Genomic DNA, 17,891 nt, shown 5'->3' with positions numbered 1-17,891 from the left:
GCCCGCCCGCATGCCAGACGACCTTCAGAGCCAGTTCGAACAGGCGTCGCTGGATATCACCCGGCTCGGGCACCGGCCGGATAACGACACCCTCCTGCGTATCTATGCTCTGTACAAGCAGGGCTCGGAGGGGGACGTACACGGCGACAAGCCTGGCTTCTTCGACTTTGTGGGCACCGCCAAGTACGAGGCCTGGGCCAAGCTGAGCGGCACGCCGCGGCAGCAGGCCATGCAGGATTACATCCAGCTGGTGCGCGACCTGGGCGGCTGAGCCGCGGGAGCACTCCGGCCCCTGCAGGAGCGCGCTTACGCGCGATTCGGGCTTACGGCCAGTACCCATCGCGCGCAAGCGCGCTCCTACATGGTTTTCCAGGCGGCAACGGTCAGGTCGCCAAACAGCTCGGCCGCGGGGGCCACGCCCCCTTCCCTCTTTTCCCCACCCAGCAGGCTGGTCCACCTGCCGCCAGGCAGTTCGACGGATGTGCCTTCCCAGCGCTCGGCTGGAATGGCCGGTGCCGAACTGCCGGCAAGCCAGGGCGCGAGGTGGCGCCCCACCGCGACGACCAGCTTCTGCCCGCGGTGCTCGCGAACGAACGCCAGTACCTTGTCGGCTGCGGGGCCCGTGGCTTCCAGCGGCCGGTAGGTTCCCCGGGCGAACAGCTCGGGATGCGCCTTGCGGGCACACAGCAGGCGCACGATCACCGATTGCTTCAGGGCGCCATCGCGCCACGAGCAAATCGCATCGATCGGGGCGGACTCCCGCTCCAGCGAAGCGGAGCGGGCCAGGAAATCCACCGGCCGGCGGTTATCCGGATCCACCAGGCTGAAATCCCAGTACTCCGTGCCCTGGTAAAGATCGGGCACGCCAGGGGTGGTCAGCCGTAGCACGGCCTGGGCCAGGCCATTGGCGGCGCCCGGCGTGGCGATGTATTCGGCGAACGCGTGCAGTTCCTCCGCCGCCCCGCCCGACAGCATGGCCCTCAGAAAATCCTCACACGCATCCTCATACGGCTCGTTTGGCGAGGTCCACCGGGTCCAGCGCTTGGCCTCGCGCAAAGCCTTGCGCTGCCACGCTGCTACGCGTGTGGCGAACAGTTCAAGCCCCTCGTCGTCATCCGGCGCCAGGCCCAAAGGCCACGCGCCGACCAGCATCTGGTACAGCATGACTTCGTCGGATGCGGACGGCGCCATGCGCCCCTCCGCCCGCTGGCGGAACGCCGTGTGGCGCATTCGCCACCGCTCCACCGTGATCACCCACCGTTCGGCCACTTCGGATAAAACGGCCAGCCTTGCGCGCAGGTCTTCGCCACGCTTGTGGTCATGTGTCGCGGTAGCCAGCAGGGTGTGCGGCAACGCCGCGTGCCGCTCAACGCAGCGGGCGTGAAATGCCTCAGGTGGAATCGCCATGCGCGCCGCGTCCACGCCCACTTCGTTGCGCGAAAGCAGGCGCCCATAGCGGTAGCCCGCCGTATCTTCCACGGCCTTCGCCGCGACGGGCGATGTCGCCTGCTGAAAGACAGCCATGGCGCGCTCGCGTGCGCGGCGCACGGGCCCCGGCGGCAACGCGCGCGGCGCCTCGCCACCCAGCCAGCGCGCGACGAGGTGCAGCAGCTCGGCATCCTCCTGGCGCAAGGTACGCAATGCGCCCTCGACGGCCCGCGCGAACACCGATTCATCGAACGCATCGCGGCCTGCCCCGCCCGCGTACGTGCGGTACACCGGGAAATGTACGAGCAACTCGATCAGCACGCGGCGAATCGCCGCCTGGGATACATCACGCGTCGCCACATCGGCACGCGCGGCGGCGAATAACGCCCGCGCCGTGCGCTCCAGTTCGGCTTCAAAACTGTCGACAAGGATCTGCCTGCGGGCGCGCACCGCCTGCGTGGCAAAATCCGAGGCATCCCCGGTTACCGTGCGCCATAGCTCAGTCAGGGGCGCTTCGCCGCGCTCATCGTGCAGCACGGCCGATACCTGGTCCATGAATTCATAGCCCGTGGTGCCGTCCGTGCGCCAGTCCGGCCGCAATGTTTCGTCCTCGGCCAGGATCTTCTCCACGACCAGGTACGCCGCATCGCGCGGCGCGCCGGCCGGCCGTTGCGTACGCAACCGCTCCAGCCGATGGCGAAGTTGTCGGCAATAACGGCGCGGGTCGGCAAGGCCATCAACATGATCACAACGCACGCCATCAATGAGGCCTTCCGCGTACAGGCGGAAAATCGTCCGGTGCGTATCTTCAAACACGGCCGTGCGCTCGATGCGAAGGCCGGCCAGTTCGTTGATATCGAAAAAGCGGCGGTAGTTCACCATGTCGCTGGCGAGCTTCCAGAAGGCCAGGCGGTAATGCTGCTTCTCGATCAAACCGTGCAGGCGCGCCCTGCCCTCGTCATCCTTCGGATCGTGTGTGCGCGATGCATCGTCGCCGAGGGTTGCCACCGAGGCGGGCGACAGCGGCAGGTAGTCATCATACAGGCGCAACACCCAGGCCTCTCCACGCTTCGCCAGGCGAAGATGGCCATCACGCAGCACGGCGTCGTATCCGTCGCCGAGCAAGGGCAACAGAACACGGCCGCGTACCAGCGGATCAGGTGCAAGCCAGTCGATATCGAAGTAACTGGCGTAGCGGCTCTCGCGGCCGTTGCGCAGCACATCCATCCACCACGCGTTCTCACTGCCGATGCCCATGTGGTTAGGCACGATATCCACGACGAGGCCCATGCCGTGCTCGCGTAGCGCCGCCACCAGCCGGCGCAAGGCGTCCTCGCCGCCGATCTCCGGGTTCACCTCGTGGCAATCGACCACATCGTAGCCGTGGGTGGAACCCCGGCGGGCGCGCAGGATGGGGGATGCGTAGAGGTGGCTGGCACCCATCCGTGCGTAGTAGCCCACCACGCCTACCGCATTAGCCAGCGTAAAGCCCGCGTGGAACTGGAGCCTGGCCAGGGCGCGGGGTGGGCTCACGAACGGTTCCGGGTCTGGTCGATCGCCGCACTCACCGCATGAGCGATAGGCCCATCGAACAACCGCGACGACGAATCAGGCATGCGCCGCCGCCAGTTGGGGTGCACCGCATCCGTAGGCCCCGGCAGGTTCGGCTGCTCATGCAGGCCGAGCACATCCTCCACGGGAAAGATGGCAACCGGCGCAGGGGCCTGTGCCACATGTTTTGCGGCCGCCACAACCACCGGCGAGATATCGTCTACCGCGGGCGGCGCATCCTCGTTCCATGCCGAGCCCGACGCCACCATGGCGCTCCACAGCCGATGCCGGTCGGCTTCGCGCTCGGCCACTTCATCGAGGTTAGGGTCATCCAGCCCGGCCTTCTTGCGCCACTCGATATCGCGGCCACTCCACCACCCTGCGACGGTCGGCACGTCGTGCGTACTGGTCGTCGCCATCGCCGTGGCGGACCAATCGTGCGGCGAGACGAAACCGCCATCGGCCGCACGTTCAAACCAGAGGACGCGAATGCCCAGCACGCACTTCTCGCCGATCGCCTGGCGGAAATCCGCTGGCACCGTGCCAAGGTCCTCACCAATCACGATGGCGCGGTGCAGGTGGCTTTCCAGCGCGATGAGGCGCAGCAGATCCTGGAGTGGGTAGCGCACGTAGGCGCCCTCGGTGGCCCCGGCGCCGTGCGGCACCATCCACAGGCGTTTCAACCCAAGAATGTGGTCGATACGTACGCCGCCCGAATACGCCAGGGCCGCACGCAACATGCCGATGAAGCCGCGGAAGCCTGTATCGCGCAGGCCACGAGGCGAGAACGTCGTAAGGCCCCAGTCCTGCCCAAGGCGGTTCAGCGCATCGGGTGGTGCGCCGACGGAAAGGCCCCGGAGCATCTCGGCCTGGTGAGCCCATGCATGGCTGCCGCCGGAATCCGCCCCGACCGCAAGATCGGCGATCAAACCGATTTTCATGCCTGCCTCGCGCGCGGCCTTCTGTGCACCGGAAAGCCCCTGTGCGGCAAGCCATTGCAGCCACGCGTGGAAGCCGACCTCGCGCGAGTGCTCGCGCGCGAAGGCAGCCACCTCCGGGCTGGAGGGATCATGGAAAGCGGAAGGCCAGCCCTGCCAGCCGCCCGGGCGGCCATGCGCGGTGAAGTCAGCATGAAGTGCCTCGAAGCGCGCGTGGCGCTCGAGGGCTTCACCCTGCTCGCGGCGGAACGCGGCGAACCGCTCCGAGTGGGCGAAATCCACCGAGGCCCATTCATACACCGAGCGCAGGATGGTCATGCGTGCACGCGCGGCGCGCGGCCAGTCGATGAGCTCCAGCCACTCCAGCTCGGCAAGTTCCTGGCGCAGGTTGTGTGTATCGATCACCGCCCGCACGGTCTGCTCGCCGCTGGTCTGCACCGGATCCACATAGAGCCCATTGAGGAACAGGCGGCTCGACGGCGCGTAGGGGCTATAGCGTTCCGGCGCCGCCGCGAACAGGGCATGCACGGGGCTGATCGCCAGCGCATCCGCGCCCTTCTCCGCCGCCGCCCTGGCACACAGGGTGAGCGCGGTGAAATCACCAATCCCACCATCGCCCGGGCGGCGCAGGCCGGATACCTGTACGGCCGTGCCCCACGGTCGGTGCAGCCCTTTCACATCGGCAACGCCGAAGGCACGTGACGGTGCTACGGCCAGGGTAATTTCGGCATCGTCGAGGAACAGCGTGTAGTAACCGGGCTCACGCGGTGCCGGCAGACGGCTATCGCCAGAGGCCAGCTCGCCTTCGCCGATCGTTGCATCGCCCTCACCCAGCAGCTTCCACGTGCGGCCGCGCGGCACGGGGGCCACCTGGATGTCCGTCCCCACGTCCGCGGTGATCAGCCGTGGCAGGAAGCTACCAGCCCGCTCTTCCTCAAGCCGATGCAGGCTCTCCTCGACATCGCCCGCGTTATCGGCCGGTAACCCAAGCGCCCGTAATACCGCACGCAACGTATCGGCAGGCACCGATTGGGGACGATCCAGCGCATCGCGCCAGTGCACATCAACGCCTGCTTGTTCGGCCAGCAGTGCAAGGCGATCGTCGAGGGGGGCGTTCACGGTCAGGACTCCAGGCAAGCAAGGGCGCGGTGTGCTGGGAGCAGCCCGCGTGAAAGGGAAGCGATATCCGCGGCATCGCCATGCAGCCAGGCTGCCGCGGGGGAAGGTGGTTGGGTCACCGCCGCATCGGTGTCGCCCAGGTTGATGAAGAGCGACAGGGTGCCCGTGTTACCCAACGACCACGAAGCCATGAGAGCCTTGTCGCCCAGGGCAACCGCCGCCTTGCTCGCGGCGGTGTCGATGTGCGGTGCCACATGCCTGGCACGCAGGGCGATAAGTCGCCGTACGAGCGCCATGCGCACCTCGGCCCGCTCGCTGTCGTGCGCAGGTATCGAGCGCTCGAACGTAGTCAGGTCATTGGGGTCGGGAATCGCGTCGCCGCCGAAATGGGTGAACGCTGCGAACTCCTTGCGCCGACCCTCACGCACCGCAGCCCGCAACGTCTCGTCCGGAAAGTCGGTGAAAAACAGGAACGGTGTGCGGCTACCCCACTCCTCGCCCATGAACAGCATGGGCACGAACGGTGCGAGAAGCAGCAGTACCAAGGCCGCCTCGACCACCTCCGGCGCCACCAGCGTCGTCAGGCGCTCACCGAACGCGCGGTTGCCCACCTGGTCGTGGTTCTGCAGGAAGTTGACGAAGCGCGCGGGCGCAAGGTGGCTACTGGGTTCACCGCGACGGCGGCCGGCAAATTTCTCGCCCTGGAACGCAAAGCCTTCGCGCAGGCTACGCAGGAGTTTTTCCATCGGCGCCGTGTAATGCGCGTAGTAACCCTCATGCTCACCCGTAAGCAACACGTGCAACGCGTTATGGAAATCGTCGTTCCACTGCGCATCAAAGCGCCCCCGTCCCAACAGGTTTGCCTGGTTGGCCTCGTTCTCCAGCACCAGGTGCACCTGGCGGCGGTTACCTACGGCGGCACGTACCCGCGCCGCCAGGGACGAGAGCCAGCCCGGGTTGCCGATGGCATGCACCGCATCGAACCGCAGGCCGTCGACCTGGTACTCCTCGATCCAGTACAGCGCGTTGTGCACGAAAAAGTCGCCCACCTGGGGCGTCGACACGCCAATGGCCGAACCCCAGGGCGTATCGGCCTCATCATTGAAAAACCCGGAGGCATAGGCGTGCAGGTAGTTCCCTTCGGGACCGAAGTGGTTGTAGACCACATCAAGGAACACCATCAGCCCCAGCCCATGCGCCGTATCGACCAGTGACTTCAGCTCGTCCGGCGTGCCGTAAGCCGCGGCGGGGGCGTATGGCAGCACACCGTCGTAGCCCCAGTTGCGTGACCCGGCGAACTCGGCGACCGGCATCAGCTCCACGGCAGTGATGCCCAGCTCGGCAAGTTGGGGCAGCGCCTTCTCCACGCCCGCGAAACCGCCCAGCGCCCCCACATGCAGCTCGTACAGCACGGTGTCGTGCCACGGCCGGCCCTGCCATGCCACGTGCCGCCATTCGTACGCCGCCGGGTCCACCACCACGCTGTAACCGTGAACATCGCCGCCCACCTGACGCCGCGATGCCGGATCCGGCACCGCAAGGTCATCGCGCAGGCGGAACCGGTATGCGCAGCCCGCGCCGCGCGGGCAGATGCACTCGAACCACCCGTCATCCAGGGCCCGCATGGACGCGACGTGGCCGTCCTGGCATTCCAGCGCCACGGAATCCAGGTCGGGTGCCCACAAGCGGAAACGCGTGTTGCCGTCGCCCATCGGCCGCGCACCATACGGCATGGCGTGGGCAAAACGTGCGCTCATGCCTGCTCCACCCTCACCGTGGCGGCGAGCAATACGACACTATGGCCTTCGACCTCGATGGTGGGTTCGCTCCATGCGACCTCAGGCGCCGCGGGTTCTGCGCTATTGCACCGGCGACGCCATGCCACACCAGGCTGGGGGATGTGGAACACGTGCATCTCGGGCGTCGCGTTGATCATCACGAGCGTGACATCTGCGCGCTTGTCGCCATAGGCCTGGGCACGACGCAAGGCCAGCAGGCGGCCCTCGGTGTAGCCCCAGGTCTCCTGGGTCATCTCCGAGCCGCTTTCGTCGAACCAAGCCACTTCGCGAATACCGGGTAGCACATCGGTGTCGCCGCGCAGGAAGTGCGCCGCGCGCAGGGTCGGGTGCTGTTCGCGCAGGCGAACCAGGCGGCCGACGAAATCGGTGAGTTCCTTGCCGCGATCCGACGTGGCCAGCTTCCAGTCGTACCAGGAGATCTCATTGTCCTGGCAGTACGCGTTGTTGTTGCCGTCCTGGGTGCGGCCGAACTCGTCGCCGCCCAGCAACATGGGCGTGCCGTGGGAGAAGAACAGGGTAGCAAGCATGGCGCGCTTGACCCGGTCACGCGCCTGGCGGATCGCCGGATCCTCGGTCGGGCCCTCCACGCCGTGGTTATAGCTCTCGTTATCGTTACCGCCATCGCGGTTGTCCTCGCCGTTGGCAAGGTTGTGCTTGTCGTTGTAGCTGACCAGGTCTTCCAGCGTGAAGCCATCGTGCGCGGTAAGGAAATTCACCGATGCCCAGGGTTTGCGGCGCTGGTGATCGAACAACTCGCCGGAGGCCTGCAGGCGGCCGGCCAGGATGCCACGCATGTTGGAATCGCCCTTCCAGAACTTGCGCACGTCATCGCGGAACTTGCCGTTCCACTCGGCAAACCCTGGTGGGTGGTTGCCGAGCTGGTAACCGCCCGGGCCAATATCCCACGGCTCGGAAATAAGCTTTACGTTGGCCAGCACCGGATCCTGGCGCATGGCATCGAACAGGCCACAGTTCGGGTCGAAGCCGTTTTCCTCGCGCCCAAGGCTCACGCCAAGGTCGAAACGGAACCCGTCGACGTGGAAGGTATTCACCCAGTAGCGCAGGGAATCCATCACCAGCTGCAACACCCGGGGGTGTGCCGTGTTCACGGTGTTACCGGTGCCGGTATCGTTGATGCAGTAACGCGGGTTGTCCGGCATCAGCCGGTAGTAACTCTTGTTGTCCAGGCCGCGGAACGACATGGTCGTGCCCATCTCGCTGCCTTCGCAGGTATGGTTGTAGACCACATCCAGGATCACCTCGATACCCGCGGCGTGCAGCGCCTGCACCGCGGCGCGGATCTCGTTCAGGGCGCCCTCGGCCAGGTAGGCCGGTTCCGGGGCAAAAAAAGCCAGGGTGTTGTAGCCCCAATAGTTACGCAGCTTCATCTCGGTCAGGCGGCGATCCTGCAGGAACGCGTGCACCGGAAGAAGCTCAACCGCGGTCACGCCCAGCTTGACCAGGTAATCCACGACGTAAGGATCGGCCAGCGCGATGAACGTGCCACGCTCATGCTGGCGAATGCGCTTAAGGTTGCGGGTGAATCCCTTCAGGTGGGTCTCGTACACCACCGTCTCATTCCAGGGCGTATGCGGCCGGTTGCCCTGTGTCCAGTGCATGGGCTCATCGACCACCACCGCCTTCGGCATGGCCGCGGCGCTGTCACGGCGATCGAACGACAGATCCGCGCGCGGTGAAGACACCCGGTAGCCGTGCAATGCATCCGACCAGCGCACCTGGCCGTGCAACAACCGGGCGTACGGGTCCAGCAGTAGTTTATGCGGGTTGAAACGGTGGCCCTCTTCGGGCGCGTAAGGGCCATGGGCACGAAAGCCATACAGCGTGCCGCCGCGGACGCGGGGCAAGTACCCGTGCCAGATTTCATCCGTGCATTCGGGCAGGTCGTAGCGGGCGATTTCGCGCTTTCCAGAGGGATCGAACAGGCATAGCTCGATGCGCTCGGCGTGCGCCGAGAACACGGCGAAGTTCGTCCCCATGCCGTCACAGTTGGCGCCAAGCGGATACGGCGATCCGGACTGCATGCGTTCGGGAAAAGTGGGCATCGCGTTCCTCTCTAGTCGGCCACGAACATCAACGTGGCCAGGGGTGGCAGGCTTACGACCAGCGAACGGTCGAACCCATGCGAAGGCACATCCTGGGCGTGACGTTCGCCCTCGTTGCCGACACCGGAGCCACCGTACTCGGCGGCATCCGTATTGATCGCCTCGCGCCAGCGGCCGCCCTCGGGCACGCCAATGCGGAAGCTGTGCCGCGGGGTCGGCACCATGTTGCTGATCACCAACACCGGCCTGCCGTTTTCGGCAAAGCGCAGCCACGCAAACACGCTCTGCTCGGCGTCATCGCCGATCACCCAGCGAAAACCGCGCGGGTCGGTATCCCATGCGTGCATGGCCGGTGTGGTGCCGAAGAAGCGATTGAGGTCCCGGACCAGCTTCTGCATACCCAGGTGCAGCGGCGCGTCGAGCAAGTCCCAGGCGATCTGGGCGTCGTGGTTCCACTCGTGCGGCTGGGCGATCTCGCCGCCGGTAAACAACAGCTTCTTCCCGGGGTGCCCCCACATGAACCCGTAGTAGGCGCGCAGGTTGGCGAACCGCTGCCACTCATCACCCGGCATCCGCCCCAGCAGTGAGCGCTTGCCGTGCACGACCTCGTCGTGGGACAGCGGCAGCACGTACTTTTCGGAGTACGCGTAGATCATGCTGAAGGTCATTTCGCCGTGGTGCCAACGGCGGTGGATCGGGTCGCGCGACATGTACTCCAGTGAGTCGTGCATCCAGCCCATGTTCCATTTGAACGTGAAGCCCAGGCCGCCCTCGCCCACCGGCCGGGTCACGCCCGGCCATGCCGTGGATTCTTCGGCGATGGTCATGCAATCGGGATGGCGCTCGGTCACCAGCTGGTTAACCCGGCGCAGGAACGCGATGGATTCCAGGTTCTCGCGGCCGCCATGGATGTTGGGCACCCATTCGCCATGCTTGCGCGAGTAATCGCGATACAGCATGGAAGCCACCGCGTCCACGCGCAGCCCATCCACGTGGAAGCGCTCCAGCCACGCCAGCGCGCTGGCAATGAGGAACGCGGAAACCTCGTTGCGACCGAGGTTGAAGATCAGTGTGTTCCAATCCTGGTGGTAGCCCTCGCGTGGGTCGGCATGCTCGTAGAGCGGCGTACCGTCGAAGTGAGCCAGGCCGTGGATATCCGTCGGGAAATGCGCCGGCACCCAGTCGACGATGACGCCTACGCCCGCCTCGTGGCAGCGGTCCACAAAGCGCGCGAATGCCTCGGGCGTGCCGAAGCGCGACGTGGGCGCGAACTGACCGAGCGGCTGGTAGCCCCACGAACCGCCGAACGGGTGCTCGGAGATCGGCAGTAGCTCGATGTGGGAAAAACCCATCCCGGCCACGTAAGGAATCAGGCGCTCGCCGATATCATCCCAGTGCAGCTCCTCGCCGTCCTTGCCGCGCAGCCACGAACCCGGATGGAGCTCGTAGATCGAGATCGGCGAGCCCGCGTGATGCAGGTTGCCGCGCTTGCGCAACCACTCGTCATCGGTCCAGCGGAATGCCTCGGGGTCCGCCACGATCGACGCCGTGGCGGGCGGCAGCTCCGCCGCAAGGGCAACAGGGTCAGCGCGCTGGGTGAGTGAACCATCCGCGCCCCACACCTCGTATTTGTAGCGAGCACCGGGCAGCAAACCGGGTACGAACAGCTCCCACACTCCCGCCGGGACACGCTTGCGCATCGGCTGGCGGCGTCCATCCCAGCTGTTGAAATCACCGACCACGCTTACGCGCTGCGCGTTCGGCGCCCACACGGCAAAGCGCACGCCGTGCACGCCATGGATGGTGGTGGGATGCGCGCCCAGGCAGCGGAACAGCTCTATGTGAGAGCCATCGGACAGGCGACCCAGGTCGTCATCACCGAGAAGCGTCCCGAAGGCATAGGGATCATGGGTATCGTGCGCCGCTGCAGGCCAGCGCACGCGCAGCCGATACGCCCCATCGCCATCGACGAATCCCGCGAACAGGCCGCCGTCGTGCACCTTGTGCAGTTCTGCCAGCACACGGCCGTTCGCATCGATGGCCTCGACGGCCAGCGCGCCCGGTTGCAGCGTGCGGACACTACGCCGGCCATCCACGGCGTGCGGGCCGAGCAGCGCGAAAGGATCGCCGTGGCGGCCATCGACAAGGGCATCGATGGCGGCGCGGTCGGCCAGGCCGTGGGTGCGCGGATCGATCACGTATCCTCCTCCAGTTCCTGGGCGGTATCGCCCTGGGCGGCGTGCAGGAGTCCGCGGAGCGGCACATCCAGCCAGCCGGGACGGTTGGCCGCCTCGTAGGTCACTTCGTAGGCCGCCTTTTCGATCACGAACAGTTCGATCAGTGGCGCCAGCGCATCCGCGCTCACCCAGCGCACCGGCGCCGCATCGAGCACCGCGCGGTAGGCCTGCAGGAACACCAGCGTGGCGCGCTCACGGAAGCGTGCAAGGTAATCACCAAACCCGGGGTCTTCGACCGGGGCCAGCCCATCCTCGCCGCGCCGCGCCATGGCGGCCGCGTAATCCAGCGAGCGCAGGAAGCCCGCGACATCGCGCAACGGCGTACCCTTGCTGCGCCGCTCGGCCAGCGAGCGAGCGGGCTCACCTTCGAAGTCGATGATGTAGGCATCATCCTGCACCACCAGGATCTGGCCCAGATGGAAATCGCCGTGCATGCGGGTGAGCACCGCGCCCGGGCCGGCCTTTGCCAGCCGCGCAACGCGGTCTTCAAGGGCACCGGCAAGGCCACGCAACGCTTCCACATCGGCGCGCAGGTCGTCACCCAGCTCCCTCGCGTTATCGACGGCCAGCAGCGCGCGCCCCACTTCGGCACGCACGGCATCACGCCAGCCATTCGCCGCGGCCGCGCTTGCCTCCTCCGGCTCGAACGCGGGAATACCCGAGGGCTTCGCCAGCAGGGCATGCAGCTCGCCCAGGCGCGTACCCACGGCAGCCGCAAATGCGTCATAGCCGCCTTCGATCTCGGCCTTGCGTTCTTCATCGGCCGAGTGGCTGTATTCGTCGTAGCTGCGGCGCAGGAAATCGAGCGTCCAACGCCAGGCATCACCCTGGTTGCGCAGGAAGCCCTGGAGCACGGCGATCGTGGTCCGCTCGCCACTAGCGCCGATGCGGACGACTTCACCAAGCAACGGCGAGGTGTTGGCGTAGCCGTGTTCGGTGAGGAAACGGCCCATCTCCACCTCGGGATTGATGCCCGCTGACGTGCGCCGGAACAGCTTCAGCACACCGGCGTCGTGCAGGATCATGGAGCTATTCGATTGCTCGCCGGCAAGCCAGCGGCTTTCGATCTCCGAATCAAACGTGACGGTATCGAATACGGGCGTTTTCTCGAAGCGCACCGTGCCGCCGTTGACCGGTATCTCGGTACCGTTGCGCAGGCCGATCAACAGGCCCGATGCAAACTCCGGCAGCGCGAAGCCATCGGTGAGCAGGCCAATCCGACGGCCGCGGCGCACGCGCGCCAGGGCGAGCTGCTGGACACGGGCATGCGGGTTATCGTCTTCCCAGGCGATACCCACCGGGAGGCTATAACGCTCCTTGCCGCCATCGGCCAACGTGGCTTCCACCTCGGTCAGGATCAGGTCGTCGCCGCGATCGGGCCATGGCGCCGCGTAAAGCACGTGCACGGATTCGATGCCACGGTCCTTTGAGGCAAACCAGCGGCGCACCGCCAGGTAGCCGGGCAGCACCTGGCGCTCGATCACGCCGCGGTGATGCTCCATGACCGGGCCTTCGACAAGTGCCCCGCGCACCACGAGCGTTTCGTAATCCGGCAGCGGCTCGGCCGGCACGTCGTGCCACTCAGGCATCTGTGCATTCGGGCATAGCTGGAACGCGTAAAAGCCATAGGGCGGCACGGTAAGCAGGTACGGCAGCTGGCCCACCGGCGGGAACGATGTGCCGCCGACGATATCCACCGGCACCTGGCCATCGAACGCGGCCAGGTCGAGCTCCACGGCCTGCAGCGTGCGCGACATATTCGCCACGCACAGCACATGCTCACCGCCAAACTCGCGCAGGTACGCCAGTACCTTGCGGTTACCCGGGTAAAGGAACTTGAGCGTGCCGCGGCCGAACGCCTTGTAACGGTTACGCACGGCAAGCATGCGCCGCGTCCAGTTCAGCAGCGAATGCGGGTCGCGCTGCTGTGCCTCCACGTTGATGGCCTGGAAGCCATACAGCGGATCCATGATCGGCGGCAGCACCAGGCTGGCGGGGTCGGCACGGGAGAAGCCCCCGTTGCGGTCCACCGACCACTGCATAGGCGTACGTACGCCATCGCGATCGCCCAGGTGGATGTTGTCACCCATGCCGATCTCGTCGCCGTAGTACAGCACCGGCGTACCTGGCATGGTCAGCAGCAGCGAGTTCATCAGCTCTATGCGGCGGCGGTCACGCTCGAGCAGCGGGGCCAGGCGGCGACGGATGCCAAGGTTGATACGGGCGCGGCGATCCGCGGCATAGGTCTGCCACAGGTAATCGCGCTCGTTGTCGGTCACCATCTCCAGCGTGAGCTCGTCGTGGTTACGCAGGAAGATCGCCCACTGGCAGTTCTCCGGGATCGCCGGGGTCTGCCGCATGATGTCGGTGATGGGGAAACGATCTTCGCGCGCGATCGCCATGTACATGCGCGGCATCAGCGGAAAGTGGAACGCCATGTGGCATTCATCGCCTTTGCCGAAGTAATCCTGGGTGTCCTCCGGCCACTGGTTGGCCTCGGCCAGCAGCATGCGGTCGGGATAGTGCTGGTCGATCTCCGCGCGCATCAGTTTCAGGATCTGGTGCGTCTCGGGAAGGTTCTCGTTGTTCGTTCCCTCGCGCTCGATCAGGTACGGCACGGCATCCAGGCGCAGGCCGTCCACGCCCATGTCCAGCCAGAAGCGCATTACTTCCATCACCGCCTTGAGCACGGCGGGGTTATCGAAGTTCAGATCGGGTTGGTGCGAAAAGAAGCGGTGCCAGAAGTATTGGCCCGCCACCGGATCCCAGGTCCAGTTCGATTTCTCGGTATCCAGGAAGATGATGCGCGTGCCGTCGTAGGCCTGGTCGGTGTCGGACCACACATAGAAATTGCGCGCCGCCGAGCCCTTCTTCGCGTGCCGCGCACGCTGAAACCAGGGATGCTGGTCGCTCGTATGGTTGATGACCAGCTCGGTGATCACCCGCAGCCCGCGCTTGTGCGCTTCGGTGATGAAGCGCTTCGCATCGCCGAGCTTGCCGTAATCCTGATGCACCGCCTTGTACTCGGCGATATCGTAGCCATCATCCCGGCGCGGGCTGGGGTAGAACGGCAGCAGCCACAGCGTATTCACGCCAAGGTCCGCGATGTAATCCAGCTTCTCGATCAGGCCCTGGAAATCGCCCACGCCATCATCGTTGGCGTCGAAGTACGACTTCAGGTGCACCTGGTAGATGATCGCATCCTTGTACCAGAGCGGATCCTTCGAGAACTCCGGTGCCTTTGCTTGCTTGTGCACTTTGCCGCGTGTAGCCATGGATCAGACTCCGGGTAGCCGCACATGCCAGACCGCATAGGGCTGGCCGAGGCCGAGCCACACATGCTGTACCGGACCGCGCCAGGCGATGGGTTGGGTATGCAGGAGGTCGTGGATATCGAGCGAATCGCCGGGGCCGTAGCCCCAGTCGCCAAGTGGCAGGGTCAGGTCGGCGGCCTGGGCGTTGTGCGGGTCCATGCTGATGGCTACCAGCACCACGTCATCGCCCGCGCGCTTTTCGAAGAACAGCACCTGGTCGTTGTTGGCGGGCAGGAAGCGCACGCCCAAGTGGGACTGCAGCGCAGGGTGCGCACGGCGAATCTGGTTGAGCCGGGTGATCTCGGCGACGATGTTGCCGGGCGCATCGAAGTTGCGGATACGGATTTCGTACTTCTCCGAATCCAGGTACTCCTCCTTGCCCGGCATGGGCGCGGATTCGCAGATCTCGAAGCCGGAATACATGCCCCACAGGCCCGAAAGCGTCGTGGCCAGCGCCGCGCGGATCAGGAAGCCCGGGCGCCCCGAGGTCTGCAGGAAGTATGGGTTGATATCCGGCGTGTTGACGAAGAAATTGGGCCGGAAGAAGTCCTTCGGAGGCGTGGTGGTCAGCTCGGTCAGGTAGTCGATGAACTCCTGCTTCGAGTTACGCCAGGTGAAGTAGGTGTACGACTGACTGAAGCCCACCTTCGCCAGCCGGTACATCGGCTTGGGCCGGGTGAATGCTTCGGAGAGGAACAAGGCATCCGGGTATTTCGCCCGCACCCGCGCGATCATCCACTCCCAGAACGGAAACGGCTTGGTGTGCGGGTTATCGACGCGGAAGGTACGCACGCCCTCCCCCGCCCAGAACAGCACCGCATCACACAACGCCTGCCACAGTGATGGCACGGCGCCATCCTTGTAGAAATCGACGTTGACGATGTCCTGATACTTTTTGGGCGGGTTCTCCGCGTATTTGATGCTGCCATCCGGGCGCCAGTCGAACCATTCCGGATGTTCTTTCAACCACGGATGATCGGGTGAGCACTGGATGGCGAAATCCAGGGCCAGCTCCAGTCCGTGTGCCTGCGCCGCATCACGCAGCGCACGGAAATCTTCGATCGTGCCAAGTTGCGGATGGATCGCCGTGTGGCCGCCCTCCGGTGAACCGATCGCGTACGGACTGCCCGGATCATCCGGGCCTGGCGTAAGCGTGTTGTTCGGTCCTTTGCGGAACGCCTTGCCGATCGGGTGGATCGGCGGGAAATACAGCACGTCGAAGCCCATGTCGCGGATGGCGGGCAAGCGATCGATCGTGCTGCGGAACGTGCCGTGCTTTGCCTTGTCGCCGGTCATCGAACGCGGGAAAAGTTCGTACCAGCTGGCGAACAAGGCTTCGCGGCGATCGACCTCGATGACATAGGCCTGGGTCGTGGTCGATCGCGTGCGCGGATCGGTCACCGCCATCAGCTCGACGGTGCTCTCAGCCAGCAGCAGCTCGACGCGTTCTTCGCCTTCGGCCTTCGCCACGGCAGCAGCAAGGCTGCGCAGGGCTTTGGCCTTCGGGCCCGAGGCGTCCCTGGCGCGCGCCTCGACGATCAGGCGACCCTCCTCCAGCTCCAGGGCCACGTTGACGCCCGCGGCGTGCTTCACCTCGAGTTCGTGGTGGTAGCTGCCGTAGGGATCGTGCCAGGCCTCAAGCTGGAACTCGTGGCGGCCAATGCGTGTCGGCGTAAACGTCGCCGCGTGGATGTCGTTGTTGTCCAGCGCCATGGCCACTTCGCGCCATGCCTTCTCGTCTTGCGCGCGGTAGCGCAGCCGCGCGGCAAGCACTTCGTGCCCGTCGACAAAAATATCGGCTGTCACCGTGACCGGCTGGCCCACGATGCGCTTGGCGGGAAACAGTCCGCCATCGACCGCAGGCTGGACGCTTTCAATCGCAACGCGCGGCGCCCTCGTCGCGGCGTTGATGGCCTCCTTCTGTGCCGTGGCGCCGAGCTTGCGTTTCGCGGGCTGCCCGGGCGTGCCGGACAAGGTGAGTACCGCACCGGGTTCGAGAACCACGCTATCTCCCTGGTCGAATACCTTGCGCCCATCGGGCGTAGCCCAGGGCGAGAAGTGGCTTGCCGCACCAGCGAGCGCATCGCTGGCCGTGATGAGTGATTCGCGATCGAGCGAGGCGTTGACGATCGTCAGCGTGGCGTGGGCAGCCGTACGCGGATCGGCACCCTCCACCGTGAGGAAGGTCGCTATGCCGCCGTGGGCACTGACGAGCGGTGTGCCAGGGACTTCTTCGCCGACTGCCTTATTGGCGGCCTTCACCGTGTCGGTCAGGTTCGCGGCCGCGCTGCTCGCAAGATCCTTCGGCAACAGGGGCTTGCCACGCCGCGGATCGAGCGCATCGTGCACGGCGAACTCGAAACCCATCGGCATGAGCCAGCCCGCGGGTGCCGTGGCCGCGAACGCGATGGCGCGACGGTAAGCGTGATCGAGCTGGTTCTCTTCACCCAATTCATCGCCCAGGCGCGTGGCGAACGGCGCTTCGGTGCACGCCAGCGCGGGCGCAATGGCCTGAAGCCGCGTGGCTTCGTCGGCGAACCAGTGCGCTTTGAAATCCCACCAGGCGGCGGAATTCACGACCGCGTCGAAGCCTGAACCCACCAGCGCCGCCAGTTCATCCGGCGTGCTGCCTGGGGTCCAGGCGACAAAGCCGACCCCGGGTGATTCGGCATGTACAGCGTCAATCAATGCCTTCCACCGCGCGGCACCCAGGCGCTGTGGGTGCATCAGGCGAAAGCCAAGCACCCCGGCTTTAGCCCAGCGCCGCAAGCGCTCTACCCACCATTGTGTCGCGGCCTGTGCCACGTCGGGGTCATTCAGGCGCCAACGCGCACTGTCGCTTTCGCTCGGCGTCCAGCGCGGATCGGGGGTGCCGTGTTCGGTGGCAACAGCGCGAAACCAACCGGGGTTTTCCTGGCGCACGGGTGCATCAGAGGCCAGCTCATCGAGCGGCAGATCGAGCCACAGCTCCAGGTTGCGCGCCCGGCAGGCTTTTGCGAGCTGTTCGATGCGCGTGCTCGCATCGCCATCGGCGGCAAGCGCAGGGTTCAGTCGATCGAAATCCCGTGTGACAAACACATCACCGGCGGGTGACGTTTCGAAAGGCGGCGCGATGAGCAATTGCCGGAAGCCGAGCCCGGCAGCGTGCTCAATCCACGCATTCCACCCCGTCATCGGGCCGGCGATCAGCGGATGCAGGTAATAAATGCAGAAAGGCGCACGCATGCTTGCCGACATTGCCTCGTGTTCCCAAGGGGGTTGGACACAAGCATGCCGGGCCGGATGTGTGCATCGTGCCAATGACCCGGGCACGCGAAGCAATCACATTGGCGCAGATGGGTGTTGCTATTTCGTGAATGCACCAAGACGGGGCGCGTGGCGCCTCGGGCCCTGGCGTTGGTGAGGGGCATGCCCCCCAATCGCGCGCGAGCGCGCTCCTACA

The 17,891-nt window shown here is 65.6% G+C and carries 8 protein-coding genes; 1 reads left to right on the top strand and 7 read right to left on the bottom strand.

Annotated elements, in window-relative coordinates; all coding sequences use genetic code 11:
• The first annotated feature begins 10 nt into the window (after positions 1-10).
• Positions 11-271: an acyl-CoA-binding protein gene (locus tag ABIE56_RS16370; protein WP_429244856.1), complete on the top strand. Its 261-nt coding sequence runs from the start codon at positions 11-13 to the stop codon at positions 269-271.
• A gap of 86 nt (positions 272-357) precedes the next feature.
• Here the strand turns inward: ABIE56_RS16370 and treY are convergent, their stop codons facing one another.
• From treY to ABIE56_RS16335, 7 genes are read right to left on the bottom strand one after another with little or no spacing between them, the layout of a single operon-like run.
• Positions 358-2,961 carry a malto-oligosyltrehalose synthase gene (treY, locus tag ABIE56_RS16365; protein ID WP_429244855.1) on the bottom strand — a complete coding sequence of 868 codons (2,604 nt, stop codon included), beginning with the start codon at positions 2,959-2,961 and terminating at the stop codon, positions 358-360.
• Positions 2,958-5,036 (bottom strand): 4-alpha-glucanotransferase, encoded by a 2,079-nt coding sequence (gene malQ, locus ABIE56_RS16360; RefSeq protein ID WP_429244854.1) that lies wholly within the window; start codon positions 5,034-5,036, stop codon positions 2,958-2,960. Before malQ ends, treY begins: the two co-directional genes overlap by 4 nt.
• Before the next feature lie 2 nt (positions 5,037-5,038).
• On the bottom strand, positions 5,039-6,793 hold the full coding sequence (treZ, locus tag ABIE56_RS16355) for a malto-oligosyltrehalose trehalohydrolase (RefSeq protein WP_429244853.1): 1,755 nt from the start codon (positions 6,791-6,793) through the stop codon (positions 5,039-5,041).
• Positions 6,790-8,898 carry a glycogen debranching protein GlgX gene (gene glgX / locus ABIE56_RS16350; protein WP_429244852.1) on the bottom strand — a complete coding sequence of 703 codons (2,109 nt, stop codon included), beginning with the start codon at positions 8,896-8,898 and terminating at the stop codon, positions 6,790-6,792. Before glgX ends, treZ begins: the two co-directional genes overlap by 4 nt.
• Positions 8,899-8,909: 11 nt before the next feature.
• Positions 8,910-11,096: a 1,4-alpha-glucan branching protein GlgB gene (gene glgB / locus ABIE56_RS16345; RefSeq protein ID WP_429244851.1), complete on the bottom strand. Its 2,187-nt coding sequence runs from the start codon at positions 11,094-11,096 to the stop codon at positions 8,910-8,912.
• A complete protein-coding gene (treS, locus tag ABIE56_RS16340; RefSeq protein WP_429244850.1) occupies positions 11,093-14,410 on the bottom strand; it encodes a maltose alpha-D-glucosyltransferase in 3,318 nt (1,105 codons plus the stop codon). Before treS ends, glgB begins: the two co-directional genes overlap by 4 nt.
• A gap of 3 nt (positions 14,411-14,413) precedes the next feature.
• Entirely contained in the window at positions 14,414-17,674 is a 3,261-nt protein-coding gene (locus tag ABIE56_RS16335) for a maltotransferase domain-containing protein (protein ID WP_429244849.1), read from the bottom strand.
• Between the last annotated feature and the right edge of the window lie 217 nt (positions 17,675-17,891).

Origin of the sequence: Luteibacter sp. 621 (assembly GCF_050435445.1) — a bacterium.
Lineage (GTDB): Bacteria > Pseudomonadota > Gammaproteobacteria > Xanthomonadales > Rhodanobacteraceae > Luteibacter.
Note: the sequence above shows the minus strand (reverse complement) of the source record. Positions and strands in the feature narration are given on the sequence as shown.